The organism is Exiguobacterium sp. ERU653 (assembly GCF_018617775.1).
Lineage (GTDB): Bacteria > Bacillota > Bacilli > Exiguobacteriales > Exiguobacteriaceae > Exiguobacterium > Exiguobacterium marinum.
Genome location: NZ_JACSKV010000005.1, coordinates 55,629 through 70,257, shown reverse-complemented (window position 1 = coordinate 70,257; position 14,629 = coordinate 55,629). Strand labels below are relative to the sequence as shown.

Annotated in this window: 15 protein-coding genes; 11 read left to right on the top strand and 4 right to left on the bottom strand. The window is 36.1% G+C overall.

The genetic code is table 11. From position 1 onward, the window contains the following. Window positions 1-200 precede the first annotated feature (200 nt). A complete protein-coding gene (locus tag KNO95_RS13535) occupies window positions 201-824 on the top strand; it encodes a BA5345 family protein (protein ID WP_214879369.1) in 624 nt (207 codons plus the stop codon). A gap of 296 nt (window positions 825-1,120) precedes the next feature. Here the strand turns inward: KNO95_RS13535 and KNO95_RS13530 are convergent, their stop codons facing one another. Then, on the bottom strand, window positions 1,121-1,483 hold the full coding sequence (locus KNO95_RS13530) for a hypothetical protein (RefSeq protein ID WP_214879368.1): 363 nt from the start codon (window positions 1,481-1,483) through the stop codon (window positions 1,121-1,123). Window positions 1,484-1,789: 306 nt separating this feature from the next. Between KNO95_RS13530 and KNO95_RS13525 the strand changes: the two genes are divergently transcribed. From KNO95_RS13525 to KNO95_RS13510, 4 genes are read left to right on the top strand one after another with little or no spacing between them, the layout of a single operon-like run. After that, entirely contained in the window at window positions 1,790-3,145 is a 1,356-nt protein-coding gene (locus KNO95_RS13525) for a DUF262 domain-containing protein (protein ID WP_214879367.1), read from the top strand. Next, window positions 3,146-4,132: a DUF3696 domain-containing protein gene (locus KNO95_RS13520; RefSeq protein ID WP_214879366.1), complete on the top strand. Its 987-nt coding sequence runs from the start codon at window positions 3,146-3,148 to the stop codon at window positions 4,130-4,132. It abuts the gene before it with no gap. Further along, window positions 4,129-4,977: a hypothetical protein gene (locus tag KNO95_RS13515; RefSeq protein WP_214879365.1), complete on the top strand. Its 849-nt coding sequence runs from the start codon at window positions 4,129-4,131 to the stop codon at window positions 4,975-4,977. Before KNO95_RS13520 ends, KNO95_RS13515 begins: the two co-directional genes overlap by 4 nt. Before the next feature lie 60 nt (window positions 4,978-5,037). After that, a complete protein-coding gene (locus KNO95_RS13510; protein WP_214879364.1) occupies window positions 5,038-5,400 on the top strand; it encodes a hypothetical protein in 363 nt (120 codons plus the stop codon). Window positions 5,401-5,647: 247 nt separating this feature from the next. Here the strand turns inward: KNO95_RS13510 and KNO95_RS13505 are convergent, their stop codons facing one another. Together KNO95_RS13505 and KNO95_RS13500 are read right to left on the bottom strand one after the other, a co-directional pair. After that, the gene (locus KNO95_RS13505) at window positions 5,648-6,673 is read right to left on the bottom strand and encodes a tyrosine-type recombinase/integrase (protein WP_214879362.1); all 1,026 of its coding nucleotides are present in this window, start codon (window positions 6,671-6,673) and stop codon (window positions 5,648-5,650) included. A 250-nt stretch (window positions 6,674-6,923) separates the two neighbouring features. After that, entirely contained in the window at window positions 6,924-9,434 is a 2,511-nt protein-coding gene (locus KNO95_RS13500; protein ID WP_214879360.1) for a DEAD/DEAH box helicase, read from the bottom strand. A gap of 112 nt (window positions 9,435-9,546) precedes the next feature. Between KNO95_RS13500 and KNO95_RS13495 the strand changes: the two genes are divergently transcribed. Both KNO95_RS13495 and KNO95_RS13490 read left to right on the top strand, forming a co-directional pair. Further along, window positions 9,547-10,320 (top strand): DUF6414 family protein, encoded by a 774-nt coding sequence (locus KNO95_RS13495; protein WP_214879358.1) that lies wholly within the window; start codon window positions 9,547-9,549, stop codon window positions 10,318-10,320. Beyond that, window positions 10,320-11,465, top strand: coding sequence for an AAA family ATPase (locus KNO95_RS13490; RefSeq protein ID WP_214879355.1), 1,146 nt, complete (start codon window positions 10,320-10,322; stop codon window positions 11,463-11,465). The genes KNO95_RS13495 and KNO95_RS13490 overlap by 1 nt, the downstream gene beginning before the upstream one ends. A gap of 217 nt (window positions 11,466-11,682) precedes the next feature. Here KNO95_RS13490 and KNO95_RS13485 read toward each other — a convergent pair whose 3' ends face one another. After that, window positions 11,683-11,940, bottom strand: coding sequence for a helix-turn-helix domain-containing protein (locus KNO95_RS13485; RefSeq protein WP_214879353.1), 258 nt, complete (start codon window positions 11,938-11,940; stop codon window positions 11,683-11,685). Between the two features lie 301 nt (window positions 11,941-12,241). Between KNO95_RS13485 and KNO95_RS13480 the strand changes: the two genes are divergently transcribed. The 4 genes from KNO95_RS13480 to KNO95_RS13465 all read left to right on the top strand — a co-directional run bounded on the left by KNO95_RS13480 (window position 12,242) and on the right by KNO95_RS13465 (window position 14,615). Beyond that, window positions 12,242-12,730: a helix-turn-helix domain-containing protein gene (locus KNO95_RS13480; RefSeq protein WP_214879351.1), complete on the top strand. Its 489-nt coding sequence runs from the start codon at window positions 12,242-12,244 to the stop codon at window positions 12,728-12,730. A 298-nt stretch (window positions 12,731-13,028) separates the two neighbouring features. Continuing rightward, entirely contained in the window at window positions 13,029-13,211 is a 183-nt protein-coding gene (locus KNO95_RS13475) for a hypothetical protein (protein WP_021065836.1), read from the top strand. 12 nt (window positions 13,212-13,223) lie between these two features. Beyond that, on the top strand, window positions 13,224-13,448 hold the full coding sequence (locus tag KNO95_RS13470; protein WP_012390467.1) for a hypothetical protein: 225 nt from the start codon (window positions 13,224-13,226) through the stop codon (window positions 13,446-13,448). A 66-nt stretch (window positions 13,449-13,514) separates the two neighbouring features. After that, complete coding sequence (locus KNO95_RS13465) at window positions 13,515-14,615, top strand: hypothetical protein (protein WP_214879349.1); 1,101 nt, start codon at window positions 13,515-13,517, stop codon at window positions 14,613-14,615. The last annotated feature ends 14 nt before the right edge of the window (window positions 14,616-14,629 follow it).

Sequence of the window (14,629 nt, the reverse complement as noted above, 5' to 3'; positions counted from 1 at the left end):
GAGTTTTCATTTATTTCAATTACCGCGAAAGTGTGCGCTGGCGCACACTTTTTTAGAAAGGGACTAAAATTAAAATGATGTCTAAAATAAGAAGTGGATGTAGAAAAGATATATAGAAACATCGACCTGAAATTAAATTTCTAATTAGCAGTGTTACGACTGATACGTGATACTCTATAAGAAAAAAGGAGATTGATTGGATGAACTTTGAAACGAAATATTTAATTAGATGGGGAATACCAGGATGGGTGTTCATTTTTTGGTTATTCTTTTATTTTTCATTTGTGCAAAATGATTATTCCGAATTCGTAAAAAATGTTCCGTTATTAATATCTTTGATAGTTGCAGGAGTTCCCTTGGGCTATCTAATTTATCAAGTCTATTTTGTCTGTTTTTGGAGTTTTAGAACAAAAGACAGTCTGAATAGATTTAGAACCGAATTAGGAGACAAGTTTTCTACAGATGCGAACTTTGGCAAGCTTTACGAAAATAGAAATAAAGATTACTACTATCTTGAACACGTGTGGCACTCTATGTTATTAGAACAGGATGAGGGAGTCCGTGCTTATTTAGAGGGGAGATATAGACATTTGTTGAGCACAATCCATGGGGTTGGAACATTGTTCGTCAGTACGACAGGGTCACTAATGCTTATCTTCTTCTTGTTGGTCCGGAGTTTAATCACAGGTGAAGAACCATCATTATTTTATATAGGTATTGTGATGCAATCCATTATTTTAGTTGCGGCTTCTTTTAACTATAGATACTTCTCCGATAATCTTCGAGCGTTTCAGATCAATATGTTAAATAAATACCTATCTTGAAGCGATGTACCAAAGGACTTAAATCATGGTTCTAAAAATAAAAGATAGACTAGTGATTATAAAAATACATTATTGATTTATTTTCATCTAAAAGGAGAGATGATTCATATATATTCTAGAATCATCTCTTTTTGATGAAATATCTTTACTCGTTATGATGAAAACTTTCAGCATCTTACATATTCATTTGATTTACCCAATATAAATTTCAACCAAGCAGACACGAAAGCATTCATCATATTCTTGATAGGAAGTAAAAAAGAGTCTGGATAGAAGTCGATCTTTGCAAAAAAAAATCACAACAAAGGTTCTTTCTCTTCGTTCTGGATCATTTCAAAAAAGAAATCAATAAAATCTTTCCCGAACCTTGAGATTTCGAACTGCTCCTTAGATTTAAATTTAGGCTCTTTCAATTTTGGTAAACGATTGGACTTCGGATTTAAAAGTTTTTCAAGGTGTGTAAAAATATCTTTGAATGTCTTTGAGATTTCTTTGAGATCATCAACGACATTAAGCTCTGTACGAGTTGTCAATAAGCCAATCCGAAGCAAATTTATTTTTACTGCTTCGTACGGCTCAAAGGATATCCCATGTCTCTTCATGACATCGTGAAATGTTTCTATAGAACCCTCTTGATACCAGAAACGAGTCGAATTCATTAGCCGTAAAACCGAAGTATCAACAACTATAATTCTTTTAGCACGTCGTAATAAGTCAATACGAAGTTTTCTGATACAAAATCATTATCCACGATTTGTACAAGCCATTGACCATGCATTTAATTTATTCTTCTTATTGTTCGTCTATCACCGAGTCTAATACATACTGAAAAAGTCTATCAATCTATAAACAATGTTGATCATAGATTAGAGTAATTTAAATAATCAGCAGATGGTTAAAAAGAGTGTTATATAATTAATAGGCAATAGTAAAATTAAATTGTATAAGAGATGGGTGGAGTAAATATGAATAATGTATATGATGATTTCAATTATGAAGTAAATACTAATAATAATAGTTTAAATTTTAAATATAAAAATCAAAGAATCAGCTTAAACATTTCAGATCCTATTTTATTCTACGAAGAAGTTGAAAGAATAATTGAGGAAGAAGATTTCAAGGACTATTTAAAAGAATTCTATATGAAATTATCTGAAAAGAATTTTGAAGCTAGCTTAGATGGGGTCGAAGGAAATGATGATGAGGAAGACAAATATAAAAAAGAACCTTATGACCCCACGAAAGTCAGATACACTCTCAAGATTTTTTCTGCGGCTAGTTTGGTATCTTATGTTACGGGATTTGAAGGCGAAGAAGAGCCTACAATTAATTTACATCCTGATTTTCAAAGGAATTTTGTATGGTCCGCAAAGGATAAAAGTTTATTGATTGAGTCCATGTTGTTAAATATTCCTATCCCAGCTATTTATTTGAACGAAACAGAAATGGGGAAATACTTCCCCGCTGATGGATTACAACGTCTTAATACACTGACGGAATTTATGACAGGGAAGCTAAAGTTAACTGGGTTAGAATACTTAGAAGAGTATAATGGTTTCAAGTATAAAAAGATTAATGATAATGATAAAGTACTACCAATAAATATTAAAAGACAAATTCGAGATTATCAAATCACTTGTTATGTAATTGAATATAGTACTCCAGAAAAGATAAAGTTAGATATTTTTAAAAGGTTAAATTCTTCAGGAGTCAAATTGACTTCACAAGAATTGCGTAATGCAATTACTAGTCCACAGGTACGCATTCTTTACAATAAAATTGAAGAAAATTCTATATTTAAACGTTTAATTAAAGACACTGTTAACACAAATCGATTTGTACACCATGAATTTATTTTAAGATTTTTTGGATTTTACTATTCCGAAATTTCAAAAGAGATTTCCTATAAAGGAACTGTTAAAAACTTATTGGATTCTGCTTTAATAAAAATGAATAGTGAAAGTAACGAGAAACTAAAAGATGTGGCTGATGAGTATATTTCTGTTCTTGAAAAATCATACTATTTGTTTGGTGAAAACAGTTTCAGAAGATCAAATGCCTCAAAAAAACATTCAAAATTCAAAACACCGATAAACACAGTCCTTTACGTTCAAATCTTATTACATTTAATTCACGCAAAGTTACCAGTCGGAAAAGAAATTGGGTTTGCGAGCGAGGAATTCTTTAAATACTTAGAAAATAATCAAGATTTTTTAATGAGTATTTCAAGTGCTACAAGTAATCAAAAAAATATTGTGTCTGCAAGAGAACATGTAAACAGGTTTTTTGATTTTTTATTTTTGGGAGAGGAGAGAAATTAAATGATAAATACTTTGTATTGTAAAAATTTCAAATGCTATTTAAGTACAGAAATTGACTTTCAACAATTCACTGTAATATCAGGAAAAAATTCTAGTGGGAAGTCAACTATAATACAAGCTATATTATTGTATTACGCGAGTTTAAACAGTAACAAAGTTAATCTACACAATATTTTCAATTTAAATTTAGTGGGACAAAAGGAATTAGTTTGTAATAAGCAAATGGACGAAGATTTTTTTGAAATAAGCATCAATTCAAACGCATTTACATATAAAGAACTTGTTTTGAATGAGCGATCAGTCTTAAACAATATTAGCCTTGTCGAAAAACAGCCTGACTTTGATGATCATTCAATTATATATTTAGGAGCAGATAGAACATTATCTTCTCATCAAATTGAAAGTATCCACGGTGATGGATATGTTCCTACGCCAACAAATAGTTTTCTGGCAGATTATGTATTTATAAATGATAATGCACTTAAGTCAGATACAATACGAAACAAGATTTCTGATTGCTTAATAAAGCTAGGATTCGTATCTCAATCATTTGAAGTGATAAAAGGAGGGAGGAATTATCAATTAAAAATAGATAATACTGATATTGAACATGTAGGAGTAGGAATAAAGTATACAATTCCAATTTTATTATCTGTCATTAGTAATCAAAACAGTGTGATCATTATTGAAAACCCTGAAATTCATATTCATCCAAGTGCACAAGTTACTTTAATGCTTTTACTTTTACAAATATCTAAAGAAAATAATAATCAGTTGATTATTGAAACACATAGTGATCATATTTTGAATGCGTTAAGAGTAGGAATTAAAAGTGAATTGGTAGAGTATCAAAACTCTCAAATTTTATTTGTTAACGAAGATAGTGAGGTTAATAGTATTGACATTGATTCCAAAGGTAGACTAGGAGAGAGACATGACGGTTTCTTTGATGAAATTGAAAAGCAATTAAAGGTACTTTTATGGTGAAAAAAATAGTTTTGAATAATGATTCCATTGTTTCTGAAAACCCTCAAAAGTTTGTTGAAAGTTTTAAATTTTTTAGCAATGTTTTAAATGAAAATTTTCTCGAAATTTATCATTCGCGAAAAATTATATATTTTTCTAATCTGGAATTTGCTGAAATGAATTTAACGTCTGATGGTAAAACTCTTTATGACTTTTACCAGTTCATAGAGAATCCGCACGATTGGATAACATTAATTTCAATTTTTATGGATAGTAATTTCATCGTTAACAAAAATATTGATGAAAGAAATCAACTTATATCTTCAAATTCACTAATATTAAGTAGTTTTGCTCATAATTCAATATATTGTACTGATTGTTATGAAGTGGAACTTGATTCGATAAAATATCCAATAAGAAATATTTTTAATTGTGAAACCCTAGAAAGCAATTTAAGTGAAATAATAATAAGTGACTTTACAGAACGAATTTTAGAGGATGATTTAATTATAATTAATAAGTGCGGTAAAAATAGAATCGGGATATCCAAAATTCTTTTTCATGATCAATTTGTTGATGAATATCGTGTAATGCAGAAAAAGTATCAAGATAAGTTTCTAAAGATTTATTCGGCTATTTTGAGGGGAGAAAAGGTTTTAAGAGACTATGATTATCATGGAGAATCAGAAACAGTAAGAAATGGAGATAAATACAAAGCTGAAAGAAAAGTCAAATTCCAAAAAGTTGAACGTATAATATACTATCACTTGAAACTAGATAAGGATGTCAGTGTCTACATGGAAATCGAGAATGAAATATTATATGTTGGAAAGTTTACACATCATCTTAGTACTAAAAAAAATTAGCTGGGTTGAATTTGCACTTAACTCATCCTAAGTCATGAATTGATAAAGAGGAGACTTGAAATGGGGCAAAAACAGAATGAAGACTCTATTCTTAAAGCATATAATATGAATGGCAGAAATAACGCCCTGAATAACATACAGATTATTCTAAAAAATGGACAAGGAGATATTTATTTAGAGAATGTAAATGTTGAGCTGGGACCTAATCCTCCAAAAAGTTCAAATATTAGAATTGAAGTTCAGGACGAAGATGAGGAGCAATTTAAAGAGTGTGGATTTAAAGAAACATACTTTTCAAAAGAGAAAATTGCAATTAAATTTTCTGACATAAGTGATCACCAAATTAAAAAAGCTTTTTTATTTCTCAAACCACAGAATACGAAATACACTTTATCTTTTGAAATGTTCTTCAAACCATATTGATTTTAATTTTTTAGGTTAACTCTATATAATTTAGTAAAACATATCAAAGCTTTAACTGATAGTTCGATACTATGGACAGAAATAATATTTCAAATCTATTCGTAAATAAAAACTGTCTAGTGTGGTTTGTTCAATGAAAATGTGTAGTAATAGGCTTTAAAAAATTTGATAAAATATGATTTCTGCTTAAGAATCAATATATATTAATGTTAAATATTTATTTAATATGGTAGGACAGAACAAGACTTTACTCAAATGGTAAGTCAGCGTTCGATATGTTTGAGAGTCGATCAAGTGATTGCAAGTAACCGTTCGTCGTGTTTATCGATTCGTGACCGACCAACTGCATAACCCCAATTAACGAATTGCCGTTAGCAAGGAGTTTCGTGATATAAGCACGGCGGAACCAGTGAGGTGGATTGGTATTCTCTGCTGCTACAAACTCCACTGCCTTATGGGTCATTAAACGAATTGCTTCATATGTCATTGGGTTTCCTGACTTCTTTGTGCTGAAAGCGATGTATGGAGAATCCATTTCTTCAATCATCATCAATGTCTGCAATCGATTAATCAGATGACTCGCTTTTTCGGTGAGAGGAATTCGACGCCATTTATCACGTTTTCCTTTCACTTCGATGTAGAAGGTTTGTTGATTTCGTTTTATGTCATTAAATTTTACGGAAAGAAGTTCTGAAGCACGCATTCCGGTCGTCAACAACAAATAGCCAATGGTTTCATTTCGGAGCTCTATGAGTTCCTTTTTTTGTGTTCGTTGAACCGTATAGCGAAACGATTCGGCAATGCGTTCAATCTCTTCAAAATCAACTTCTCGACGAAGTGGTTCTGGTCGCTGCTGACTTTTTACATGGAAAGCTAAGTTGTGTTGATGATATTGATTTGTATGAAGGTAAGTCAAGAAACGCTTCAGCATATTGTTTTTACGTTGTGCCGTGCGAGGTGCGTATTGCTCGTTTACGTCAAACAAATAACGATGAATATCCAGAACAGTCAAGCGCTTCAGACCTTCGGTTTTGGTCATCACAAAACTAAGTACGAACTCGAGGTCTTGCTTATAGGCACGACGCGTGTGCGGACTTTTATCAGCGTAGATTGGAAATAATTCCGTTGCCCAGAACAATTCAATTATTTCGATATCAGTTAACGTCTCGAGATCGATATGGTCCTTTTTCAGCGCCTCGGCCAATTTCGGATTCGCCCCGGTCAATTCTCGCAATGCCACTTCGAACGCCAGCTGCTTTTTTTTGATTTCCATGCCTCTCCCTCTTTTCTAATCAATTCTTATAAAAAATGAAACGTATGAACAGTATCTAGCAATATAATGTGTATTACAAATGTATTTTAAATCAGATACAACAAACATTATGGTTTATTCTAGTGAATATAATGTAATACATCATTTACTTTTATATCAAATAATAATCATTAACTTGTGATAACCTTATATTATCACAAGTTAATGTCATATAAAACATAGGCCGAAAATTCGGCCTATGTTTTATACCTTATGATTTAACTCGGAAAGGTACTAAATAATTATCGACTAATTTGTCAGACCGCAAGTTAGACTTCGCTAAACATTCATTGCATAATGCGATAAATTGTTCATCTTTTAGTTGAGATTCTACTAAAGTAGTAATTAATACTCTAGAATCTGAAATTAGTGAAGAAAGTTTTTCAAAAGTTAAAGCATAAGAATCCTCTGCGTATGCAGCTTTAGCAGCGAAATTTTGAGGATGAATACTAGTCCTTACGCACTGATAATCAGGATACTTATTAGCAAACCACTCTCCAGCAACCAATAGTTGACCGTGCTCTGTCTTTGTCAGTTCATTCTTTTTAAGTTTTTTACTCTTGGCCTCAATCACTAATCCAACTCTTTCAGGTAATAGCCATAGGACATCAGGACCTTCTCCTCTTTCGTCAAAACGTTCTGCTACTAAACCAATGAATATAGCTAGCTCTTTAAGAGCCTGCTCAAAACGATTAGCAGAAGAGTCAGGATGCAAATCTGACACTATACTTTCAAATGCTTGTAAATAACCTCTGCGAATTTTGTAGGCTTGAATTCTTTGTGCGATTTTGTCTGCTTGAGGCATTGAAACAGTTAGAGCACGGTAGGGTGGAATAATTTTAGGTCTAATCAAATTTCTATTTTGAGAATAGGCGGAACGTTGTAATTCCGAAGCTTTTTCTCTATTCCCCCAATGATGTGCAATTCTAGCAGCTAATTGTTGAAGCCAGCCAATTGTTTGAGAGTCAAGTTCTTTTCTATCTCGTTCAATGAATTGTTCGATTTTATTTATAGCTTTGTTATGATGACCGTCATTCCATAAATTTAAAGCTTTTCTTTCTATCTTAGCTAGTTCTAATTGAATTCGATCTAGTTCGTTCTCATCCACTGACTCAGCCAAACTGTCTGCATGATATCCCACCCAATCAGAGTCTCTGTTGAAACTTTTTTCAATAGTTTCGATTAGATCTTTAGGAGATTTTATTTCTTTACTTACTTCAATCCCCATTTCTAACTGTGCTTGCGTTGCACTTGTTAAAAATTTGAAATTTGCTTCTTTAGAAATCCATGAAGCGATATCTTTGCCGACTAGTAGAATGACACAATGATCACCTGCTCCTCTTGCGCCTCTACCAAGACCCTGCTCGATTCTTTGAGCAATGCCTTTTAAAATTGTATTACCTTCATATAGTGTACTAGCTTTAAAAATTTCATAATCTGATGTACCTTTTGGGAGCCCTTCCATTACAAGTAACCGACATGAATCGCCAGGTAAATCAATTCCATCGTAACGATTTACAAACACTGCAGGACCTAAGGTCGCTTGTTCTTGTAGTTCTTGAACTACTTTTTCTACATCTTTTCCCATTGATATCTTAGCGAAGATTTTCCAGGATTCTGTTGCTCCTTCCGAAGGAACTAGTACTACTGCGCCCAATCCTTTATTGTTTACAGTCCATTTAACAAGGTTTTGATTAAAGTTTTCAGGAGAGGTAAAAGGCATTAAATCAGGAACAAGTATCATACGTTCACTAATTCCTGCTAAAGATCTCGATTTCAAAGGGTTCTCAAGACTAGCTGGGTTTGAATCAAAGGTTCTCAAAATATCGCTGTCGTCGGATATTGTGGCAGACATATATATTTTTCTTTTAGCATCATCAAAACTAGGGAACATATTCACTTGTGGTAAGACTGGTGTAATTGTGACTTTAGTTTTACTGATAAAGGCATGACATAAATGAAGATTATCTCTTAGTAAGGGCCAAACAAAATCGTATTGCGTTGTATCGGTTCTAAGTCGTTCTCTGATTGTATCAAGCTGTTCATTCCATGCATAATAAGGTACTTCTAAAATTGTAGAATTTTTACCTGAGACTATGTCTTCAAGTGTACCTAATTTATCTATTTCTCGAAAATCTTTGCGGAATATATCGATTACAGATTCAAATAAAGAACGATTGGTGTCAGCTTTAATCTCTAAGGTAAAAGAGTTTCTAATAACTGAAAAAGCCGCATGCGCATCATCTAAAATAATTCCACCTAGTCTCTGTGGATTCATGTCTCCTCTTATACCAAATTTACTTCTCCCATTAAATAGTGCATTATAAGTTCCTACCATAATTGCTTTACTATTAATAAAATCAATATTGAGTGGGTTTCCAGGAACGTAAGGTACAGCGTCGATTCCAAATTCTCGAGCTTTTTGAATAGTTTGTTCTACTAATTGCCTAGTAGGCGTCAAGTATAAAACCGGTTCACCTAATTCATTAAGAGTAGATTGAGCGATAAGTAATCCTATTAAAGTTTTACCACCACCGGTATGTAATTTTATAACTGTGTCAGGCTCATTCTTATATGTATCAAACCAAGTTTGAAGGATGTCAGTTTGACTGGTATACAAGTCATTTACACCCTCTGGTTTAGGAAGTCTTCTGAAAATCTCTATAGGATGTATTGATTTTGGCTTTGCTTTTTGAGTTTTCAACTTTTTAAAATCAACCATATACTGAAACCTTCTTTCTGTATAATGAATATAATAGTGCGGTTATATTTCTAATTGTAACCTAATTAAGATCCATTTATTGAAATTCCAAATTTATAAATCGAGGTGCAATATGATAAAAGTAGTATACTTTGACGAAGCTTCAGCCTTAGATATCCTAGATCAACAACATAAAGGTAGAATGGCTGAGATTACCAAAGAAATGGCTGAAACAGCTAGTCAATTGTCTGCCGAAGGAGAGGTGGGGGTAAAAGGTAAATTGAATCTGTTTGCCTTTTTAAATATGCACACTGGGGTCGAAGGAAAGAGCGGTATATCAAAAAAAGGTAATAATATTTTAACCACCACTTTAACTAATACTATTTTTACTAGCTATAAAGACATCTTGAATTCTGAATATATTAAATCCAATCATAATTTTATCGAACTTAAAAAATGTGAATTAAGAATCCATCCTAACTCCTTGACTTTTATTAAGTCTCTTGCGCCTTTCGTCAAAGCATATACTAATTCAGCTGATGTGCTAATTCAAATGGACGCGAGTAAAGCAACTGAACCGACCTACGATATCTCATTGCTTGATGAAATTTTAGAAAATGCTAAAGGTTATTATGAATTCATTGCAAATACTGATAGTGGAAAAAAGATTGTAAGATTTAATCTGGAAGGTCTAAGAAATAATTACCGCTTAAGTGATCTTCAAAAAATGGACCTCACAATTCATGGAGTTAAGGTTGGTATGAGCAATGAAGCCGACTTAGATTATTTGAAAGAATTTGAAAATAATTCTTTAGAGGAATTTAATTTAGGTGTTCATCTCGATGAGGATAGAAAAAATTCTGGGAAACTTGAAGTAATTGATGTGATTTTAGCAGGTGTAGAGTAATGCCTAATATAACAATTTTTGAGGGGTCTAACAGAGAGTTTATTGAACTAGTAAAAGAAAAAAGTACCTCAACTTTAAGTTTGCAAACTCTTGTTATTATTCTTGATAAAGGGAACTTTGAAGAGTGGTACAGAGAAGAAGTTGACAAGGGGAACAAGTATACATTTATAGGGCATGCAAACGACTTCTCAGCAGTTACTGAATCATTTTTAGATACTTTCCCTGCTTTAATATTTTTTTTGATTGATAACGGAATATTAGAAAATGTTTATATACAGAACCCTGTAATTAAAGTTAAAGACCGTTTTGAACAGTTAAAAAAGCATTCGAAAATTGATTTTAAAATATTGAACGGTAAAATTCAGTCCATAAACGATAGCAGTTTAAAAAGCTTTTATGAAGAATTTAACGAGACAATTATTGGTCAGGAACATGTTGTAGAAGATTTGCTTTCATATGTATATCCACACACTGCTTCATACAAAAAACCAATTGTGCTAATGTTTTATGGACCACCTGGCGTAGGAAAAACAGAAACGGCTAAATTACTAGGAAAAGCTCTTTTTAAAGGAGAGATAGTCAGGGAGCAAATGTCTATGTATCAAACTGAGGCTTTTGCAAATTACCTTTTTGGTGGCAAACCTCATGAGAATTCTTTTGCGAAAAATTTAATGAGTAGGGAGAGTAATATTGTACTATTAGATGAATTTGATAAATGCCCTATCGGTTATTTAAGTGCTTTTTATCAGTTATTCGATGAAGGTATATTTATTGATAAAAACTATAAAGTTGATATAGGAAAATCAATTATTATCTGTACAACCAATTACGAATCTAAAGTCGAAATTTTAAAAGCGGTAGGAAGTCCTATCTATTCAAGATTTGATGGTTTTATTTCTTTTGAACCGTTAAGTACAGAAGCTAGGGAAAAAATCATAAATATTAAATATGAAAAAAATTTAAAATTGTGGAGTATTCCAGACAAAAAAATAATAGAAGCCTCAACATTGAAAGAAGAATTGCTAATAAAAGCTGGGTCTTTTTCTAACGTTAGGAATATTGATAACACTGTTAGGTCTTTCATGTCACAAATTTTAGTTAAAAATAATATCATTTCCAAATCTGAAAAATGCAAAGATAAATAACAAGTGAAAAATTAATTTTATTTTGGAACTCAGACTGGTTATGTTTCAATAAAATAATTTAACGGAAAAGCTGAACAAAGAGTCTTATTCTTTAATTCAGCTTTTCGTAATTATGGTTAAAGAGACAAAATATTTGAAAAGCTCGATTCATACACTATATTTTAATATACAGTGTAAGAACTGAACTTCACCAACTTATCCCTTTAGACATACACAACTACTCGAATTTTTTACTATCAAAAAAATGGCTTATCGTAACGTTTAATCCGTCGCAAAACTTTTGAATCGTACTCACCTTTGGATGCTTTGTACGTCCGCTCATCAGTTCTGAAATCGTCGCTTGATTTAATCCCCCCTTTTGAATCACTTGATGAATAGTCATATTTCGTTCATCCGCGAGCTCCTTCATCCGCTCGATGATTGCCTCATTCAATTCCACTTGCTCACCCCACGATCCAAGGTCTCTCTTCATCATTTATTCTTTACCAAACCTTCTATTCCTCTACCCTACCATAATCTCTTGAAATCAAAATACTTGTCATTATTTTCTATAATTAAAGCGTTATTTTTTTACAGTTGTGCTACAATACCAAAAATATTGAGTTACTGTTGCCTATGAATCCTTATATAGAGCGGATTCGACAAGAATCGTCAATTGTAAAATTTCTGATATATCAGAAAACTGATGATTTTTATTCCTATCCCTGCTATATTAGAACCAACAAAAGGAAACATCTGTTTGGTCGCCGCTCTGATTTACAGAAAGGGGAAGGCTTATGTATCGATTCGGGGAGTGGTTGAAGGAGAACCGCCGGCTCTCGGGCTGGTCACAGGTCGAACTATCAGAGAAGACATTCGGGGAAATCTCACAGCCCGCCATCAGCCAATATGAACAAAACCGCTCGGTGCCGTCAATCGCGGACATCGATCATCTGGCCCGAGCGTTCGGGCACACGCTCGCAACGGTGCCATGGGACGCCATCGACTTCGGATACGGATTGAAGCGGTCCGTCACCAAGCTCGAGCGACGTCGCTTCGACCTGAAGGAACTGCCGCAGGCCGACTCGGTCCGTACGTTCGACGGGAAGACCTATGAGCTGCACGGTTTCATCGGCATCGAGAAGGCGAGCGGCGAGGCGGTCCAGCTGACCCAACTTTATTACCGGATCCGCACGGTAGTCTGTGACGCCCACGTGCTCGCCAAGCGCAAGAACCCGGATGACGAGCTCATCCAGGTCAAGAAACGGAAAAGAGTCCGACAGTAACCGACATCGACGTAGTAGCACATCCTTAAGGATGGTCTCCTCCAATCACATACCGGCGTGTCCCTCACCAGTGACCGGGTGGGCGGGATCTACGCACAGATGGTTCGGCGAGAGTCGCCTAAAACTCGCCACAAGGTCACCGCATCGTTCCGGGTCATCGAAAAACCCTGTACAGCTCCTTCGATTCAACGAGGAGCGGAGTTCGTGGGGGAACGGCTAGAAACCCACCGCACCGAATCGACTGTCCTTAATGATGTGCTGCTGCACATCACAAGATCAAGGGAAGGAAGTGTGTACTGTGGCATCAAAAGAACAGAAACAGAACCGTAGCTTCGCCGAGAAACTCTTACGCATCCGTGGGAAGGACTATGAGGAGTGGCTCGACGAACAACATCAACAGGTCATCCAGGACAACCAGGAACTTATTTTGGAGGCGCTCGAGGCGAAGCTCAGCTTCAAGTCGCCGGCGCATCAGGACTAAGGAGGGAACGACATGGGACTCAATGAGACAGGGCTCAGCTTGCTTCAGTTCTTTCAAGGACTTGCCGTCATCGCCGCGGCCATCGCCTTCGCGATCGGGGGCTTCTACTTTATCTTCGGCGGGGATCGCGGCCGCTCGAAGGCAGTCGGTTGGCTCGTAGGGGGCGCCGTCGGTCTGATCATCGTCATGGGCGCGTTCACGCTCGCCGAGATGGTCGACCAGAACATCAAATTCTAATGCACACGCACGCGGCGTTCCAATCGGAAGGCTTTTTTTGTTGCTTGAAAGGAGAGGAGGAACAAGATGCTGTTTGTACGATTCACCGACGTGCCCGACACACGGGTCCAGAACTATGAACGGCTCACCTTCGCCGAGGCCGTCGTTGCGACACATGACCTGCATAAGGTACTCAACGAGGAAGGGACGAGCTGTTCCGGTGATTTCCGGCTCTTTGATCAGAAAGATGAGTTGCTGTATCGAGGGACGTTCACGTTCGGGACCGAAGGGACCTATCCGAACCTGTATCATCAAGTGAAGGACCGGGTACAACGGATCCGGACGAAGAAAGAGGACAACGCGAAGAAGATGTGGCTCCTCGACGAGATCGAGTCCGAGACACCGGAAGACTATAAACGCCATTCCATCAAATCCAACCCGATCGTGTCGTCGACCTATCAGTCACGCCTGACCCGACTACAGCGTCGCCTCATCTACGGTGCGGCCACGGCCGGGATTCTATTCACCTCACTCTTCACTGCCGCGCAATGGTTCAGTGACAAGGAGGCGCACGCCGAACAGGTGACCGGTACTGAACAGAGGTGGTTAGATGCTTACGAACGAGCGCTCCAAGGTGAGGAGTCCTCGCTCATCGATTTACTGGAACGGAAAGACCGGTCCGAGGAAGAGGATATTCTACTGGTCGACCTCTATCTCGCAGAAGGAGCAGACCAGAAAGCGCTCGAGCTCACGGATGACCCTATCCTGATCGAGACGAAGCTGGCCAGGCTCGACCTATCCGATCAGGAGAAATTGGAACGGCTCCAAGAGTTCCAAGCGTCACATCCGACCGATGAGGGCGCATTCGATCTCGCCACACTGGAACGGGATCATGAGACCGTGGCCAAGACGGAAAATGTGGAGTGGACTGCTCCCCGTATTTCCGCGAAAGTGACCGCCTATCTCTATCTCGGGGACATCGAGGCTGCGAACGATTGGGCGTCCAAGACGAACGACCCTGCCGTACAAGAAAAAATCGACGAGTACCAAAATATCACGGCCACCATCGGTGAACTGAACGAGAAACTGAAGAAGACCTCTAGCAAGGACACATCGGCCCGTGAGAAGATTCAAGCCGCGATCGCAGCTGAAGAAGTTAACCTGGAAACGATTCTTTATTCAGATTAAGGTAGGTGAAATAA

What these genes read in the sequence shown, in the direction of transcription:
- KNO95_RS13535 (WP_214879369.1), top strand. Translation starts at nt 201, where the DNA reads ATGAACTTTGAAACGAAATATTTAATTAGATGGGGAATACCAGGATGG.
- KNO95_RS13530 (WP_214879368.1), bottom strand. Translation starts at nt 1,483, where the DNA reads ATGAATTCGACTCGTTTCTGGTATCAAGAGGGTTCTATAGAAACATTT.
- KNO95_RS13525 (WP_214879367.1), top strand. Translation starts at nt 1,790, where the DNA reads ATGAATAATGTATATGATGATTTCAATTATGAAGTAAATACTAATAAT.
- KNO95_RS13520 (WP_214879366.1), top strand. Translation starts at nt 3,146, where the DNA reads ATGATAAATACTTTGTATTGTAAAAATTTCAAATGCTATTTAAGTACA.
- KNO95_RS13510 (WP_214879364.1), top strand. Translation starts at nt 5,038, where the DNA reads ATGGGGCAAAAACAGAATGAAGACTCTATTCTTAAAGCATATAATATG.
- KNO95_RS13505 (WP_214879362.1), bottom strand. Translation starts at nt 6,673, where the DNA reads ATGGAAATCAAAAAAAAGCAGCTGGCGTTCGAAGTGGCATTGCGAGAA.
- KNO95_RS13500 (WP_214879360.1), bottom strand. Translation starts at nt 9,434, where the DNA reads ATGGTTGATTTTAAAAAGTTGAAAACTCAAAAAGCAAAGCCAAAATCA.
- KNO95_RS13495 (WP_214879358.1), top strand. Translation starts at nt 9,547, where the DNA reads ATGATAAAAGTAGTATACTTTGACGAAGCTTCAGCCTTAGATATCCTA.
- KNO95_RS13490 (WP_214879355.1), top strand. Translation starts at nt 10,320, where the DNA reads ATGCCTAATATAACAATTTTTGAGGGGTCTAACAGAGAGTTTATTGAA.
- KNO95_RS13485 (WP_214879353.1), bottom strand. Translation starts at nt 11,940, where the DNA reads ATGATGAAGAGAGACCTTGGATCGTGGGGTGAGCAAGTGGAATTGAAT.
- KNO95_RS13480 (WP_214879351.1), top strand. Translation starts at nt 12,242, where the DNA reads ATGTATCGATTCGGGGAGTGGTTGAAGGAGAACCGCCGGCTCTCGGGC.
- KNO95_RS13470 (WP_012390467.1), top strand. Translation starts at nt 13,224, where the DNA reads ATGGGACTCAATGAGACAGGGCTCAGCTTGCTTCAGTTCTTTCAAGGA.
- KNO95_RS13465 (WP_214879349.1), top strand. Translation starts at nt 13,515, where the DNA reads ATGCTGTTTGTACGATTCACCGACGTGCCCGACACACGGGTCCAGAAC.